This is a genomic window from Sporolactobacillus nakayamae, assembly GCF_900113325.1.
Lineage (GTDB): Bacteria > Bacillota > Bacilli > Bacillales > Sporolactobacillaceae > Sporolactobacillus > Sporolactobacillus nakayamae.
Map to the genome: position 1 here is coordinate 114,129 of NZ_FOOY01000004.1, position 16,231 is coordinate 130,359.

At 43.9% G+C, this 16,231-nt stretch carries 19 protein-coding genes; 15 read left to right on the top strand and 4 right to left on the bottom strand.

Features of this window, described 5'->3' with window-relative positions:
• The first annotated feature begins 72 nt into the window (after nt 1-72).
• Genes BM003_RS02815 through BM003_RS02830 form a run of 4 tightly spaced genes read left to right on the top strand, consistent with a single transcriptional unit; the run spans nt 73 to nt 3,904 of the window.
• Complete coding sequence (locus BM003_RS02815; RefSeq protein ID WP_093669897.1) at nt 73-1,005, top strand: ABC transporter permease; 933 nt, start codon at nt 73-75, stop codon at nt 1,003-1,005.
• A gap of 1 nt (nt 1,006) precedes the next feature.
• Nucleotides 1,007-1,912, top strand: a complete 906-nt coding sequence (locus BM003_RS02820; protein WP_177184599.1) for an ABC transporter permease — start codon at nt 1,007-1,009, stop codon at nt 1,910-1,912.
• 19 nt (nt 1,913-1,931) lie between these two features.
• Nucleotides 1,932-2,921, top strand: coding sequence for an ABC transporter ATP-binding protein (locus tag BM003_RS02825; RefSeq protein WP_093670177.1), 990 nt, complete (start codon nt 1,932-1,934; stop codon nt 2,919-2,921).
• An 11-nt stretch (nt 2,922-2,932) separates the two neighbouring features.
• Nucleotides 2,933-3,904 carry an ABC transporter ATP-binding protein gene (locus BM003_RS02830; RefSeq protein ID WP_093669899.1) on the top strand — a complete coding sequence of 324 codons (972 nt, stop codon included), beginning with the start codon at nt 2,933-2,935 and terminating at the stop codon, nt 3,902-3,904.
• Between the two features lie 75 nt (nt 3,905-3,979).
• Here BM003_RS02830 and BM003_RS02835 read toward each other — a convergent pair whose 3' ends face one another.
• The 3 genes from BM003_RS02835 to sda all read right to left on the bottom strand — a co-directional run bounded on the left by BM003_RS02835 (nt 3,980) and on the right by sda (nt 5,418).
• Complete coding sequence (locus tag BM003_RS02835; protein ID WP_093669901.1) at nt 3,980-4,276, bottom strand: acylphosphatase; 297 nt, start codon at nt 4,274-4,276, stop codon at nt 3,980-3,982.
• A 143-nt stretch (nt 4,277-4,419) separates the two neighbouring features.
• Nucleotides 4,420-5,121, bottom strand: coding sequence for an RNA polymerase sporulation sigma factor SigK (gene sigK / locus BM003_RS02840; RefSeq protein ID WP_093669903.1), 702 nt, complete (start codon nt 5,119-5,121; stop codon nt 4,420-4,422).
• A gap of 156 nt (nt 5,122-5,277) precedes the next feature.
• Nucleotides 5,278-5,418 carry a sporulation histidine kinase inhibitor Sda gene (gene sda / locus BM003_RS02845; RefSeq protein ID WP_093669905.1) on the bottom strand — a complete coding sequence of 47 codons (141 nt, stop codon included), beginning with the start codon at nt 5,416-5,418 and terminating at the stop codon, nt 5,278-5,280.
• A gap of 513 nt (nt 5,419-5,931) precedes the next feature.
• On the opposite strand from sda, the gene BM003_RS02850 reads away from it, so the two are divergent.
• From BM003_RS02850 to BM003_RS02885, 8 genes are all read left to right on the top strand, one after another.
• Complete coding sequence (locus tag BM003_RS02850; RefSeq protein WP_281242858.1) at nt 5,932-6,477, top strand: YqeG family HAD IIIA-type phosphatase; 546 nt, start codon at nt 5,932-5,934, stop codon at nt 6,475-6,477.
• A 3-nt stretch (nt 6,478-6,480) separates the two neighbouring features.
• Nucleotides 6,481-7,581 (top strand): ribosome biogenesis GTPase YqeH, encoded by a 1,101-nt coding sequence (yqeH, locus tag BM003_RS02855; protein ID WP_093669909.1) that lies wholly within the window; start codon nt 6,481-6,483, stop codon nt 7,579-7,581.
• Nucleotides 7,582-7,587: 6 nt separating this feature from the next.
• Nucleotides 7,588-8,427, top strand: a complete 840-nt coding sequence (gene aroE / locus BM003_RS02860) for a shikimate dehydrogenase (RefSeq protein WP_093669911.1) — start codon at nt 7,588-7,590, stop codon at nt 8,425-8,427.
• A 22-nt stretch (nt 8,428-8,449) separates the two neighbouring features.
• Nucleotides 8,450-8,746, top strand: a complete 297-nt coding sequence (yhbY, locus tag BM003_RS02865) for a ribosome assembly RNA-binding protein YhbY (RefSeq protein WP_093669913.1) — start codon at nt 8,450-8,452, stop codon at nt 8,744-8,746.
• 8 nt (nt 8,747-8,754) lie between these two features.
• A complete protein-coding gene (locus BM003_RS02870; RefSeq protein ID WP_093669915.1) occupies nt 8,755-9,339 on the top strand; it encodes a nicotinate-nucleotide adenylyltransferase in 585 nt (194 codons plus the stop codon).
• Entirely contained in the window at nt 9,329-9,922 is a 594-nt protein-coding gene (gene yqeK / locus BM003_RS02875; RefSeq protein WP_093669917.1) for a bis(5'-nucleosyl)-tetraphosphatase (symmetrical) YqeK, read from the top strand. The genes BM003_RS02870 and yqeK overlap by 11 nt, the downstream gene beginning before the upstream one ends.
• Nucleotides 9,919-10,272, top strand: coding sequence for a ribosome silencing factor (rsfS, locus tag BM003_RS02880; protein ID WP_093669919.1), 354 nt, complete (start codon nt 9,919-9,921; stop codon nt 10,270-10,272). The genes yqeK and rsfS overlap by 4 nt, the downstream gene beginning before the upstream one ends.
• A gap of 102 nt (nt 10,273-10,374) precedes the next feature.
• Nucleotides 10,375-11,385 carry a DMT family transporter gene (locus BM003_RS02885; RefSeq protein WP_245734011.1) on the top strand — a complete coding sequence of 337 codons (1,011 nt, stop codon included), beginning with the start codon at nt 10,375-10,377 and terminating at the stop codon, nt 11,383-11,385.
• A 73-nt stretch (nt 11,386-11,458) separates the two neighbouring features.
• Here BM003_RS02885 and comER read toward each other — a convergent pair whose 3' ends face one another.
• Entirely contained in the window at nt 11,459-12,289 is an 831-nt protein-coding gene (gene comER / locus BM003_RS02890) for a late competence protein ComER (protein ID WP_093669923.1), read from the bottom strand.
• A 111-nt stretch (nt 12,290-12,400) separates the two neighbouring features.
• On the opposite strand from comER, the gene BM003_RS02895 reads away from it, so the two are divergent.
• The 3 genes from BM003_RS02895 to BM003_RS02905 all read left to right on the top strand — a co-directional run bounded on the left by BM003_RS02895 (nt 12,401) and on the right by BM003_RS02905 (nt 15,984).
• On the top strand, nt 12,401-13,045 hold the full coding sequence (locus BM003_RS02895) for a helix-hairpin-helix domain-containing protein (RefSeq protein WP_245734013.1): 645 nt from the start codon (nt 12,401-12,403) through the stop codon (nt 13,043-13,045).
• A gap of 85 nt (nt 13,046-13,130) precedes the next feature.
• Complete coding sequence (locus BM003_RS02900; RefSeq protein ID WP_093669927.1) at nt 13,131-13,601, top strand: ComE operon protein 2; 471 nt, start codon at nt 13,131-13,133, stop codon at nt 13,599-13,601.
• A 64-nt stretch (nt 13,602-13,665) separates the two neighbouring features.
• Nucleotides 13,666-15,984 (top strand): DNA internalization-related competence protein ComEC/Rec2, encoded by a 2,319-nt coding sequence (locus BM003_RS02905; protein ID WP_093669929.1) that lies wholly within the window; start codon nt 13,666-13,668, stop codon nt 15,982-15,984.
• The last annotated feature ends 247 nt before the right edge of the window (nt 15,985-16,231 follow it).

Sequence of the window (16,231 nt, forward strand, 5' to 3'; positions counted from 1 at the left end):
CATGTATCGAAGCAAATACTGTGCGCTGGCCGGTATTTGTTTTTATATTCTTAGTTTTAGAGGAGCGGTTTTATGAAGAGATATATTCTCAAAAAGCTGATTGTTTCAGTTCCGGTGATTATTGGGGTCGCTTTAATCACGTTCCTTCTTCTCAATGTGGTTCCGGGAGATCCAATTACATTAATGATGAAGGAACATATCAATCCAGATGTAGTCAAAAGGGTCAGCGCTGAAATGCATCTTAACGATCCGGCGTATTTCCGTTTTATTCACTTTTTATGGAATGCCTTGCGCGGAGACTTTGGTATTTCATATAAGTTAAATCGACCTGTTTCAGAGCTTTTATTAGAGGCTTTTCCGAATACGTTAGCCCTTGCTGTTGCGGCAGCGGTGGTGTCGTGGATTATCGGTATTCCGGCTGGCATTCTGTCCGCAATCAAACGTTATTCTTTTCTGGATAACTTTTTCATGGGTTTTTCTCTGTTAGGGGTGTCTATGCCGGTTTTTTGGACTGGACTTTTGTTTCAGTATATTTTTTCCTTAAAACTTGGCTTTTTTCCAATCTCCGGGTTCGATGGTCCGGAATATCTGATTATGCCTGCTATCGTGCTTGGATGGAGTTCTGCTGGAACAATTGCCAGACTGACGCGTTCTAATCTGTTGGATGTTATGCGGAATGATTATATAAGAACAGCTCGATCAAAAGGGATAAAAGAACTTAAAGTGGTAACCAATCATGCGTTAAAGAACTCCCTGCTTCCAGTCGTGACGGTGATGGCGCTTCAGGTTTCAGGTTTGCTATCGGGAGCTGTCATTACTGAGAGCATTTTTGGAATTCCAGGAATCGGGCGCGTGGCTGTGGACGCCATTCAAAATAGAGATATGCCTCTTTTGCAAGGGTCGGTTATTCTGACAACCATCCTCGTCGTTGTCGGAAATCTTGTTGCAGATATTTTGTACTCTTATTTAGACCCACGCATCAAGTACAACAAGAAGGAGGCTTAATATGAGTGCCAATGTAAACGGTGTGGTCACCGAAGAATGGACCGATCAAGATTACGAGGTGGAAATGGGAAACGGATGGAAAGAGCTAGGGTTAAATTTCGTACAAAATAAAATGGCTGTCATAGGCGGAGTTATTATTATTCTTGTGATTGCGACTGCATTGTTCGCGCCCTTTATCGCGCCGTATGATCCCTATAAAGTAAATTTGAAATTGCAGTTTCAGGAACCAAGTGCCCAATTTCTATTAGGAACAGATATGTATGGCAGAGATGTCCTATCGCGAATTATTTACGGATCCAGGATATCACTCCTGATCGGTCTTGTTCCCACATTAATCTCCATGGTCATTGGAGCAATAATTGGAATGATCGCCGGATATTACCGTGGGAAAATAGATTTTATTTTAATGTCGATTTCCGACATGGTCCTATCTTTTCCATCACTGCTGCTGGCGATGGTCGTAATGTATACGTTAGGCGCGAGCTTAATCAATATTTTTATTGCGCTCAGTGTAATCGGCTGGGCACAAACCTCTCGTGTGGTTAGAGCACAGACCATGTCGCTGAAGAACAAAGAATTTGTTGAAGCATCGAGGGCTATTGGAGTGCGAGACATCGTTATCATGTTTCGCCATATCCTGCCTAATTGTATTTCGCAATTGATCGTTCTGTTTACGTTGAACATTCCGAGCTCTATTCTTTCTGAAGCGAGTTTAAGCTTTCTGGGTATTGGCGCGCAACCGCCTGCTTCAAGCTGGGGGCTGATGGTATCAAATGGAAAAGAATATTTATTTAACGCCCCTTGGGTGACGATTTCCCCGGGTATCGCCATTCTTATCGTTGTACTGGCGTTCAATTTCTTTGGGGATGGGTTGCGTGATGTTCTTGATCCGCATCTCAAGCATTGAGGCAGAGGGGAGAAAAAATATGGTTGACACGATACAGCCTTTACTGGAAATAAAACATTTGAAAACTCAATTTTTTACATCAAAAGGGATTGTTCCTGGGGCGGATGACGTCAGCCTCACGATTGATAAAGGGAAAATTGTTGGCGTGGTTGGGGAATCTGGTTGTGGCAAGAGTGTCACAGCTCTTTCAATCATGCAGCTGATTTCAGAACCGGGAAAGATTGTCGGAGGAGAAATTTTATTTGATGGTCGGGATCTTCTAAAAAGTTCCAAGCAACAGATGTATACAATTCGTGGCAACGAGATATCTATGATTTTTCAAGAGCCCATGACCTCATTGAATCCTGTGTACCCGGTTGGCAAGCAGGTTGCGGAGACTTTGCTGATACACAACAGCCATTTAAGCAAAGAGGCTGCGAAAAAGGCTGTGATCAACATGTTTGAACTTGTCGGTATCCCGGATGCCAAAAGACGTTTTCAGGTGTACCCGCATCAATTATCAGGAGGATTGCGCCAAAGGATCATGATTGCGATGGCGTTGATCTGTAAGCCGAAACTGTTGATCGCCGACGAACCGACGACCGCACTTGATGTGACGATTGAAGCGCAAATTCTGCAGCTATTAAAAGATTTACAAGAAGAAATTGATACATCAATTATGATCATTACACATAATCTAGGCGTTGTTGCAGAAGTTTGCGACGATGTCTATGTCATGTATGCCGGTAAGGTTGTTGAACATTCGGATGTCTTCGAACTTTTTGATCATCCGAAGCACCCGTATACGAAAGGACTCTTGAAATCCATGCCCCGTAGTGATGTCGATGAACAAAGAAGAAAGCTTTATAGTATTAAGGGAATGGTTCCAAATATGTTAAGACCGCCGCAGGGGTGTAGATTTCACCCGAGATGCAGTGAAGCTATGGATATATGCAAGAAAACTGAGCCAACTGTTGTGACGATTAATGAGCAGCATTGCGTCAGTTGCTGGAAGTACAACGAGCGATAGGCGGTGGCAGAATGAATGACATATTAGTGAAAGTGGAAAATATAAAAAAATATTTTGCTTTAGATTCAGGCGTTATGGGGGATAAAGGCGAAGTTGTCCATGCTGTGGATGATGTGAGTTTAGAGATTAAAGAGAATGAAACATTAGCGCTTGTTGGAGAGTCCGGATGCGGTAAAAGTACGCTTGGACGATTATTAATTCGTCTTCTGGATCCTTCTTCCGGCCATATTTATTATAAAGGTGAAGATATTTCACAATACAGTAATAGAAAAATGAGAAAGACAAGAAAAGAAATGCAAATCATTTTTCAAGATCCATTTGCTTCCTTGAATCCGAGAATGCGGATTATTGACATCATTGCCGAACCATTGACGACGCATATCCGCATGAGTCAGAAAGAGAAGAAACAACGGGTCAGTGAATTGATGAAACTGGTTGGGTTACGATCAGAATACATGATGAGATATCCTCATATGTTCAGTGGCGGGCAGAGACAAAGAATCGGTATTGCTCGTGCGATCGCCCTAAATCCAAAGTTCATTGTGTGCGATGAGCCGGTCTCCGCTTTGGATGTTTCCATTCAGTCGCAAGTCATTAACTTGCTTCAGGATTTGCAGGAACAGAAGGACCTGACTTATCTTTTCATTTCTCATGATCTTAATATTGTGAGCCATATATCTGATCGTGTTTGTGTGATGTTCCTTGGAAAAGTTATGGAAATAGGGGATACTCATGAGGTGTATGAACATCCGTTGCATCCATATACTAAATTTCTACTTGCTGCATCTCCGGTACCGGATCCACATCTCCGAAATCAAAAAAAATTGGTGTTGAAAGGTGAAATTCCTAGTCCAATTCATGTGCCTTCCGGGTGCAGATTTCATACAAGATGTCCGTTTGCACGTGAGATTTGCAAGGAAAAGGAACCGCCGCTCGTCACTCGTGAGGGACGAAGTATCAGTTGTCATTTTCCTCTTGAATAAATGGAACAGCGAAATCCAAAAGCAGTAAAACAAGACGCATAGGTCTTGCTTTACTGCTTTTTAGAGTTGGTTCGATCAATCTGAATTTTTTATTTCAAATTGAATGTAATTTTTCGGCTCGGTATATTCATACAGGTCAACGCTAGAGATTCGCGAGAAAGGACTTCCTTTTTTTATCGTTTTCACAAATTGTTGAATATCTGATTTTTCGCCTTCAGCAGCAATTTCGACACTGCCATCGTCACGATTGCGTACCCATCCGGAAATGCGATATACATTTGCTGTTTGCCAAGTGAAATAGCGGAATCCAACAGCTTGTACTCTCCCCTTAACCATTAGGTGAACACTTTTAATTTCTTCCGGCTCTCCCATCAGGTTCAAACCTCTATTTTTGTGCGATTCGTCCATAGTGATTCCTCGATTCTCATACTTATTCTGAATCTTTATTATTAATGGTACCATTTAATCAGATGACAGGGTATGAGAATGCTTATCTATTGTTGATTTTATTACGATTAGTGATTAGGTTTTCGATAGATTTCATGAAACAGCTTCATCAGCGCACGTTTTTCAATCCGTGAGACATAGCTTCTGGAAATCGATAGCTTTTTCGCGATTTCCCGTTGAGTCAACTCATCTTGATTGTCTAGTCCAAATCGATCGATGATTACTTCACGTTCGCGTGGATCAAGAATATGCAAGGCACCATAAATTTTTTTTGTTTCAAGTGTTAGAGATATCTCATCGACAATGTCCTTATTCGTGGATTTCAGAATATCAATGAGCGAAATGGTGTTGCCTTCCTTGTCTTGCCCAATCGGATCATTTAATGAAACGTCTTTCCTTGATTTCTTTAGTCCACGCAAATGCATTAAGATTTCGTTCTCGATACAACGCGCAGCGTAAGTCGCGAGTTTCGTTCCTTTCCCTGTTGAATAGCTGTTGATGGCCTTGATAAGTCCAATGGAACCAATGGATATCAGGTCATCCGTATCTTCTTTTGTGTTGTCAAACTTCTTCACAATATGAGCGACAAGCCGCAAGTTGTGTTCAATGAGCTTATTGCGGGCATCTTCATCGCCTTCAGCCATAAGCTGTAAACACTTGGCTTCCTCATCCTCTGACAAGGGCTGGGGAAAAGCGTTGTTTTTCACATAAGATACAAGCAGCCACACATTTTTGAACAAATAGGCGAGTCCACCGACAATTGACAGCATGAGCGTTCACTCCTTTGGGAGATCTATTTTCCTTCGCTGTCTTTTAGTTTATGGGCACTCGCCCTGTCCTGTGCCTGTCCTGCTTGAAAAGAATCACTTGGTCCTAATGTTCTATTTTGTCAACGAGTTATTTGGAGTTTGACTGATCATTGAATGTTAGCTTGTCTGCTGCATTTGATTCCGCAAGCTTCGACGTTCCATTTCTGCTTCAATCAATTTAATAAAATCCTCACATAAATGGTATTCTTTAGCTTTTGTATAGGATTCAATGAGTAGATCGTCTGAAAGAATGTCCATTGTCAACCGTTACCGGTTTTTCATCTCCTTTTATAGAATTAATAATCACTACGTATCTTTGCACAAATCATAGATATATATTGAAAAAGTGGTGCAATCAATAGGAGATCTTAGAATTTGCTTGATGATTAACGAGTTGTTTATTCAGTACAATTGTCAACCGTTTCCATGTTGTTATTGTGATCAAATCTACAAATTAAATTGCATAAATACACTTTACCATGTTCCGTGTTTCGGAACAATTCGATATTTATCCACAATGGAGGTGGATAAACTGTGCGCTTTATGTGGGTAACTTGACGAAAATAGTGAAGTCTATTGGATGGTGATGTGGACAAATTTATCCACAAAAATTATGCTGTCAACTTTTGTCGAAATATTTAGGAACTGGATGGTCAATGTCGCACATAGAATAGTCGGTTTATGTTTTTTACACGGGGTCAATAGATTTTTTTGAATCGTTGTCTGATAAAAATGATTTAGGACTTGGTAAAATCGTCAACATGTGGGAAAATGAGAACAGAATATGAGGTGGAGAATTCAGTGTTGAGAAAATTTTTACCTGAGGAACATGTAGAAAGTATTCTAGATATTCAACCGGATAAACTGAAGCAGCGAGGAATAAAAGCGCTGGTCACAGATCTGGACAATACACTTATCGCTTGGAATGAAAAGGAGATAACACCGGAACTGATCGGCTGGTTCTCTTCTCTGGAAGAGGCGGGAATCTCGGTTATGGTTCTGTCGAACAATAGTGAGAAAAGGGTCAAGCTGTTTTCGCATTCCGCCGGTGTTTCCTACATTTATCGAGCGCGAAAACCGCTGCCTTTTGCCTTTAAACGCGCGATGCGAATCATGAAGGTGAGAAAAGACGAAATGGTGGTCGTCGGCGATCAATTGCTGACTGATGTGTGGGGAGCCAATCAAGTCGGCGCTCACACAATTTTAGTAACACCTATTGCCTCTACTGATGGTTGGGCGACCAAAGTTAACCGTCATTTGGAACGTTTTATCCTTTCTCAGATGAGGCGCAAAGGATGGCTGAAATGGGAGGAATAATGCATGGATGAACTTTATTGCGCCGGTTGCGGCGTAAAGATTCAGACCAACGATCCAAATGCACTTGGTTATGCCCCGACAAGCGCGTTGCAGCATGATCCTGTGGTTTGCCAACGCTGTTTTCGTTTGGCACATTATAATGAAATTCAAGATGTCTCACTGACCGGAGATGATTTTCTGAACATGCTTTCTCGGATCTCCGAGAAGGATGCTTTGGTCGTTTATTTGGTTGATCTGTTCGATATTGCCGGAAGCTGGGTTCCCGGTCTGCAGCGTTTTGTCGGTAATAATCCGGTGCTTCTTGTTGGAAATAAACAGGACCTGTTTCCAAAATCGACGAATCCGAACAAATTGATCAGCTGGATGCGTCGTTCTGCGCATGAGCAAGGGTTAAAACCGGTGGATGTTGTATTAATGAGTGCGGCTAAAAATCACGGCCTTGATGATGTGGCATCTTGTATTGATTACTATCGCAAAGGCCGCGATGTCTACGTTGTGGGCACGACAAATGTGGGAAAGTCGACCTTTATTAATCATCTGATTCAGCAGCTTGGCTCCGGAGATTCAGTGATTACGACATCAAAATTTCCTGGAACGACCTTGGATTTCATTGCGATTCCGCTGGATGATGATCGTAATCTTTATGATACGCCCGGGGTTGTTAATGATCACCAGGTGGCACACTTTGTGGAAACGCGTGATTACAAAAAGATTATGCCTGGAAAAGAAGTTAAGCCGAAGGTTTTTCAGCTCAACGAAAACCAAACGTTATTTCTTGGCGGGCTTGCGCGAATTGACTATATCGGACCTGCAAAAAGATCTCTGATCGTGTATGCGGCGGGATCATTGCTTATTCATCGCACAAAGATGGAACAGGCGGATGATTTATATGAAAGGCAGCTTGGCCGGCTGCTTGCTCCGCCAAGTGAGGGGACGAGCCTTCCGGCAATGGTGCGTTATGATTTTCGTACCGATGAACCGGACTCGGATGTTGTTTTTTCCGGGCTGGGTTGGATCACAATCAAAGGAAAAGGGGCTAGGGTTTCTGCTTATGCACCGAAAGGAATAGGGGTTTCTCTACGTCCATCGATTATAAAGGGGTAACGACAAATGGAAGATAAGTATGGTCTTATTGGCGCGCCCATTGCGCACAGTCTGTCACCGGCCATGCATAATTTTTGGTTTGAAGAATATGGTATTTCGGGTGATTACCGGCTTTATCCGGTGGAAAAGTGTGACCTTGTCCAAGCAGTGTCGCGTATAAAAGAAGCAAGGGTAAAGGGATTTAATGTCACTTTTCCACACAAAACAGCTATTTTGTCATTACTTGACGAAGTTGATGAGGCTGCTGAAGTGATTGGAGCTGTAAATACTGTTGTTCAAACAGGTGGCAGACTGATTGGGTACAATACGGATGGTATTGGTTTTCTTAAGGGGTTACAAAGGAATTTTCCCAGTTTTATCAATAAAAGGCCATCCATTCTAGTGATTGGAGCAGGTGGAGCCGCGCGATCTGTAGCGTTGACGTTAGCACGAGCGATGGGGGCGCGCGTCGATATTTGCAATCGGACTTGTTCAAAAGCGGTGGCGTTGAGTGCGGCTTGCGGTGCGTACAGCGATTCTGATGCTTTAAAATTCGATCAGGCCGAACGGCAATTGGATCGGTATCAGGTTGTCATTAATACAACATCAATTGGTTTAAATCCAGATGCAGATCATTCGGTTATTCATTTAAACAGGGCGCTTCCCGGAACCCTCTTTGCGGATTTGATCTATAGTCCAAGAAGAACTGCGTTTCTGCGAGAAGCCGAGCGGCTCGGTCATCCTGTAATGAATGGTCTATCGATGCTGGTTTATCAGGGGGCGCTTGCTTTCCAGAAATGGACGGGAGTATTTCCTGAAACTGTAAAAATGGAGAACCACCTTATTAAAATGTATTTGATGAGTTAATTATGGAGGAGTTAAAGAACGTATGCTGAGCAATAATCAAAGAAAATATTTAAAAAAATTGGCGCACCCGCTCAGACCGGTTTTTCAAGTTGGCAAAACCGGTGTACATGATCAATTTATTAATGAGATTGATCATGTGCTCGAGAAACGTGAGCTAATCAAGGTGCAGTTTTTACAAAATACATTCGAAGATCCGTTTGATGCAAGCACGGAAATTAGTGAACGCACAGGTTCGGAGCTTATTCAGGTGATCGGTCATACCGCTGTTTTATATAGACGTTCCAAAGAGCATATGCGGATTGAAGTTCCGAAAAAGTAGGCATACCCATGATAAATAAGAGAATTGGCGTTTTCGGAGGCACGTTTGATCCGCCACATCTGATGCATCTGCTGATTGCAGAGGAGGCTCTTGAAGCGTGTGAACTTGATCAAGTTTGGTTCCTACCGAGCTACCAACCGCCGCACGTACAAGGGAAAACGGCTCGCGCAAGCGCCGAACAACGCGCGGATATGGTACATCTGGCGATTAAAGAGAATGAACGATTTGCTGTTTGCCGAGCGGAAATTGAGCGTAAGGGCAAGTCCTATACTGTGGATACTTTTCGCGAGTTGACTGAAAAATATCCGAATTATCATTTTTACTTTATTCTTGGCGCGGACATGGTTGATGACCTCCCAACATGGCATCAGGTAGTTGAGTTAAGCAAATTGACATCATTCATCGCATTCAAACGGCCGGGCTATCCGGAGACGCATCCCGACTTCGCCGATGTGCGCTACATTGATATGCCAAAGGTGGATTTATCCTCGAGCTTTTTGCGTAGGAGATTGAGACAGGGTCGGTCATGCCGTTACTTTTTGAATGACGCGGTCATAAACTACATAAAGGAGCGAGGGCTTTATGAAGATTGATGAAGCACAGCGAGCAATTAAGGACATTTTACCTGAAAAACGGTATGTACATTCCGTTGGTGTTTCAGAAACAGCGGGAAAACTTGCGAAAAAATATGGCGCAGATGAAAGAAAGGCCAGGCTCGCCGGAATGCTGCATGATATTGTCAAATATTTCTCAGATGATGAATTAAAGGCAATGATTTTGAGCAAACCAGGGACGTGGAGTGACTGCCTAGAGTATTCAGATAAATTGTGGCATGCTCCTGCCGGGGCGGTTTATGTTGAAAAAACGTATGGTATCGCTGATTTGGATATTCTAAATCCAATGATTTATCACACAACCGGACGCAAACAAATGACTCTTCTTGAAAAAATAATTTTTCTGGCCGATTATATAGAGCCAAGCCGTGATTTTCCTGGAGTTGATGAAGTCAGGGAAGCGGCTAAGCGGAATTTGGATACGGCTGTGTTGTTGGAATTACAGAAGACGATCACGCATCTTCTCTCCAAGCAACAAAGCGTCTATCCAAAGACGTTTGAAGCATATAATGATCTTGTACGAGAACAAAAAAACAAGAAAATCGATGAGGTGACTGAATGAACAGCGAAGAATGGGTCAAATATCTTGCGGAGACCGCAGACGACAAAAAAGCTCAAGATCTTGTCATGCTAAAAATGCAAGGTATTTCAATTATTGCCGATTACTTTATCATTTGCCATGGTGATTCTGGAAAACAAGTACAGGCCATCTCCATGGCGCTCCGGAAAGCAGCGGAGGAGAAAGGGCTGACGATTCATCGGATGGAAGGATATGATCAGGCGCGCTGGGTTCTGATTGATTTTGGGGATGTCGTTGCCCATGTCTTTCATAAGGATGAACGTGATTATTATCAATTGGAAAAGTTATGGGGAGACGCCCCATTATATACGTTAGAAAAAAAACCTATGTAATATGTAAAGCGAGTAATTTGTGGAGATGACTGTTCATTCTCCACATTTTTTTACTTAATTATGAAGAGATTGGATGTTACGTGTAAACGCGGAGGTGTAGACTTGAAAGCGATAATGCTCGGTGTGTTAGCAGCGTTTTTCTTTGCCGCGGCTTTTATCTTTAATCATTCGATGGAATTATCCGGCGGCAGTTGGGTCTGGAGCGGCACATTGCGTTATTTTTTTATGCTGCCTTTCCTTGCTTTAATTGTTATTATGCGTGGAAATTTTCTGGATCTATTGCGTGAGATGAGGTCCAATTGGCCGCGCTGGGTGTTATGGAGCTCTGTCGGTTTTGGATTATTCTATGCGCCGCTCTGTTATTCAGCTAGTTTCGCGCCTGGTTGGCTGATCGCGGGTACATGGCAGTTCACAATTATTGCCGGTTCATTACTGTCACCGCTCTTTTATGAGACAACGCACACTGTAAATGGCGTGGTGCGGATAAGAGGCCGTATCCCTGTAAAAGGTCTTATGTTCTCATTGATCATCTTGATCGGCATCGCACTCCTTCAGGTGGAGCAGGCAAGCAGTCTTTCTCTTAGCTATGCACTACTTGCGGTTGCTCCGGTTGTGTTTGCGGCTTTTGCTTATCCGCTCGGCAATAGAAAAATGATGGACGTATGCGGCGATCGTTTGGATACATATCAACGTGTGTTCGGAATGACACTGGCGAGTATGCCTTTCTGGCTTATTCTTGCGGTGTTCGGCATTTTTACAGCGGGAATGCCAAGCCGAACTCAGGTGGTTCAGTCGTTTATTGTTGCGATTAGTTCCGGGGTTATTGCGACCATTCTGTTCTTTTCGGCGACAGACCAAGTGAGGGGCAATATGCAGAAGTTGGCGACCGTTGAAGCGACGCAATCAATGGAAGTCTTGTTTACAGTGTTAGGGGAACTTGTCCTTTTGTCCACTCCGTTACCTTCGCTTCTTTCTTGGACAGGCATGCTGATCATCATGGTAGGCATGATTCTACACAGCTTCCGATCACATGGTGCAGCCCCAACGATAACTACCAAGCTATGTGACAATAAAAAAGAAATGATCCTGACTGATGTTTCCACTAAGGAATAATCGTTCGGGTCATTTTTTTAATTTGATTAGAAGGGATTCACGTTGATTTGTCGAAATAGTAAAAGATCCCGTTTTAGACTTCTTCTTGATTAAAGGCAGCGTTCACTGCCTGTCGATCTTCGGCAAACTTTTGCTGTGTCGCCGAGAAGAGCTTTTCAAAGTCTTCGTTATATCCCTGTTCCAAGATATCTAAACCAACCCCTGTTACACCGCCCTTGACTGTCACTTTCTTTTGCAATTCTTCGAGCGTGTAAATCTGCTCCGCAAACAGCTTGCCCAAGCCCTCGACCATCTCAGTTGTTAACTGTGTTGCTTGTTTTTTTGAGAGCGATGTTGTATTCACCGCGCCGTCAATCATTTTTCGCAACAGAAAAGAGATAAATGCGGGACCGCAGCTGGAGAGGTCTGAAGCCACGCGGACATTTTCCTCATCGATCTCGATCGGATGAGAAAACTGGGAGAGAATCGCCCATAGTTTGCTTTTCTGAATATCGGTCATACTTGTTCCGAATGTGACGAGCGTGCTGCCTGAAAGGCCTTGGTTGACAATGCTCGGAATCACCCGTGCGACCTGGCAAGGAATCAGCTGCTCGAGCTGACTCACGGAAACTGGACTTGTTATGGAGATCGCAATCTGTCCGGGATGCCATGCGCCGCGTAGCGATTGGAGCAAGGAGTAGAATTGGCCGGGTTTGACGCAAAGAAAGACAATATCTGCGTGCCGGAGGATATCAACCGGCGATTCATAAACAGACAACCGGTGATGCTTCTTCGCCAGGTCCAATGCTTTTTTCTTTGTTCTGTTCATTACAGAAATAAACCGTGGCTTTACTGCCTTGCTTTTTACCAATGCGTCGACAAGCAGCGCGCCCATATTTCCGGTCCCAATCACACCGATTCTCATGATTTTCCACCTCAATCTCGCTTCAGTATCCTTTTTGAACCTATGTCACAAACTTATGGATTATGTCTGACAATACCTGACTTCACTAATTATGCAAGAGGAGGCAATGGTTTGAGAGAGCGCTTGAATAAATTTAGAGTATGGGTGATTATCGGCGTAGTCGCGGCCCTTCTCATCTTTTGGCTGCTTTATCAGCATCAAAACAATCTCAAGCGATCAGCGGAAGTGCGGAAAACCGATCAGCTCTTTTCGAAGCAACAGAAAAGTAACGGTATATCCGAAAGCCCAATCAGCAAGCAAAATAGTTTACCTTCAGAACTTGTTATCGATGTAAAAGGGGCCGTACGAAATCCGGGCATTTATCATGCGCAAGCATCTGACCGTGTCATTGATGGTATTAAGCAGGCTGGCGGTTTCAGCAAAAAAGCGGATCGCGACAAAATCAATCTGGCCCAGAAATTGGCCGATGAGATGGTAATTTATGTGCCGGAGAAAGGTGAAGAGATGCAGGTGTCTGCCGGCGGGGCACCGGGAGCGGTGTCTGGGCAGCAGGGGAGCACAGAGATGGTGAATGTAAATACGGCGGATGAACAAGCGATGCAGAATCTGCCCGGAATCGGTCCTGCAAAAGCGAAGGCGATTATTCAGTATCGAGATGAGCATGGACCTTTCAATAGCCTGGATGAGTTGACAGATGTTTCAGGAATTGGTGAGAAGTCTTTGGAGAAGATGAAACCAAATATGTCACTCCAGTAAGCGCACAACTGATAATAGAAATGAAAATAAGAGGCGGATTCTGATACAATAGGGACAGGTTGCTAAATCGGGAGGCTGTTAGATCATGGAAAGACTATCTTGGGATCAATATTTTATGGCGCAGAGTCATTTGCTCGCGTCTCGAAGTACATGTACAAGGCTGGTTGTCGGCGCAACCATCGTCCGCGAGAAGCGCATTATTGCCGGCGGGTACAATGGCTCAATCGCCGGCGGACCACATTGTACGGATGAAGGCTGCTATATGATCGACGGACATTGCGTGCGCACCATTCATGCGGAGATGAACGCGATTCTCCAATGCGCAAAGTTCGGAGAGCCGACAGAAGGTGCGGAAATTTACGTCACTCATTATCCATGCTTGCAGTGCTGTAAGGCAATCATTCAAGCGGGGATCAAAGGTGTCTATTTTGCTAAGGATTACAAAAATCACCCGTACGCCAGTGAGCTCTACAAAGCGGCACATGTGACTGTAAAAAAGGTTCCATTTGATGATCTGATTAAACTAAAGCTCGCGGGAGTACAAGAAACTAAATGAAGGAGGGGTTTTCATGTGAACGATCGTATTGATTATCAACTAATCCTCTTCAGAACGGCTCAATATGCCTTTTGCCGGTAAGTGGCACCTAGTCGCCCTTTGCAGCTGCTTATCAGCTTGGGGCCTTTTAGACGGCGATTCGTTTGTTCCGCTCGTGCTGCTTGTCGCTTACGGGCTATTCCTTGTATCGAAACGCAAATTTCGGCTGCTTACAATTCTTTTTCTTGTTTTTTTGGTCGTAAAAATTGATCTCACATTTTTTCAAGAAAATGAATCAATCTTATCCGGAAAAGAACAAACATTAAGCGGTCGGATTGCCGATCTTCCTCATTTTGACGGCGATCTGCTTCGCTTTCGAATGAAGACAGAACAGGGCGAACTGGTGCAAGTTGATTTGCATTTGCAAACGGAAGATCAGAAGAATACGTTAATTCGTGAACTGAAAACCGGCATGGTTTGCCGCGTGATCGGGAAACTTGAGAAACCGGAGCTGCCTGGTAATTTTCACGCGTTTAATCAGCGCTTGTATTTAGAACGACATCATATTTATTGGCAAATGAAGACGAGCCAATTACCTGCCTATTCCAAGTCTTCACTGACACTTGCCGATCTGCTTCGCCTCGTTCGACAAAATCAGATTACGTTTATTTCCGAAAACTTCACACCTTCTTCTTCGGAAATGATGAACGCTTTGCTGTTTGGGTCGGATGATCAAATGGAAGAAGGGCTTACGTCAGCATACAGGATGTTCGGTTTGGTACATCTGCTCGTTGTTTCCGGCATGCATGTCGCCGTTGTGTTCGGCACTTTGTTCTATATGCTCAGGCGCGTTGGGATGGTTCGGGAACACGCATCGCTTCTGTTACTTGCATTGATTCCAGCCTATGTCGTACTTACCGGTGCTGAGCCGTCCATCGTGCGTTCCGGAATTACAGCCAGTTGCGTGCTCATTTTTACACTGATGAAAAAGCGGAATATTCCGGTTTCGGATCCAATCAGTATTGCTTGTCTTCTGATGGTCGTTTATGATCCGAACGTTGTGTTTGATTTGGGCTTTCAGCTTTCATTCGTTGTAACCTTTGTTGTCCTTATTGCCGGCCCAACAGTAGTTAAATCTTATCGATCCCCGGTTATGCGAATGATCATCCTCTCAGTAATTTGCGAACTTGCAACGTTCCCAATCATTGTCTCAAGTTTCTTTCAGCTTTCACTCGCAGGTATTGTTCTCAGTGTTTTCTTCGTTCCATTTATCACCTTCATAATATTTCCACTATGCACTGCTGCGTATTTCTGCAGTTTGACATTTATTGGCCTTTCCGGTTTTTTCTCTTACGTTCTGGATATTTTGTTATCTGTTCCTCATCGTATTCTGCTCTACCTTGCGCAGCATCCGCCGTTTCAACTGAATTATGGAGCCTTAACCGGATGGCAAACAAGTCTTTCTGTCTTTTTTATTGTCGCTTCATTGCTTTTCTGGGAACACTTCCGGAATAAAAAAGCGATTTTGGTATTGCTGGTTCCCTTTGGTCTGATTTTTATGAGTGTGTCACTTGCTGATCTTCTCGATGATCGCGGTACGGTGACGTTTCTGAACGTCGGTCAAGGTGACAGCATCTTGATTCAGCTCCCTAACAAACAAGGCGCGGTGCTGATTGACACCGGAGGGACGATTTCGTTTGGTCGTGAAAAGTGGAGGGAACGGAAAAAACCATTTGAAGTCGGGAGAGATGTGGTGCTTCACGAATTGTCGGCTTTGCGTATTAATGATCTCGACGCGCTTGTACTGACACATCGAGATTACGATCACGTCGGAGGTTTGAAAGGGATCGTAGGTAAAGTGCGGATTAATCAGCTGCTCGTGAGTCCGTATCATGATCCGGATGCAAACGATCAGGCGCTTTTCAGAAAAATGGTGCGTGACGGAACTGTGGTGAAACGTATTCATTCGGGAATGACGCTGAGGCTCGGAAAAGCAGAGTTTCATGTGCTTGCTCCGACTGCAAGATCGAAGGAGAGCAATGATAACTCCATCGTGCTGCATACGGAATTAGGCGGCAGACAGTGGCTGTTTACTGGTGATTTAAGCCAGAACGGTGAAAAAGCGCTGCTCGAACGCTATCCGGGAACAACTGCCGACGTGCTCAAGCTTGGCCATCATGGCAGCCGTACGTCAACATCGGAAGAATGGCTGAATCAGCTTCAACCCGCGATCGGGATTATTTCCTGTGGCAAAGGAAATCGTTATGGTCATCCACATCAAGAGGTTGTCCAATTGCTTGCCGCGCATCAAATAAGCAGCTTGCGCACCGATCAATTGGGGGCGATCCAATTTAAGTTTGACAATGAGCGAGTTATCGATTTTGAGCACCTCTATCACCCATAATTTCCATCATTTATAAAACGCAAAATAACAGTTGTCACCCATACTTTTTTAAGTCATAGGATAACATAGAGAGAGTAATGTATATCGTTTGACCAGCGATGTCCTAGGCTTCGCCGGTCGGCGTTCATATATAACAGGAAGCGGCGATAAGCCGCTTTCTTTTTTTTGCAAGACAAGATAGTATAGCGTTTTGCCTTGCCGGTACGACGGTAAGCGTCACAAGATTTGGTTGGGCGATTAGATAAGC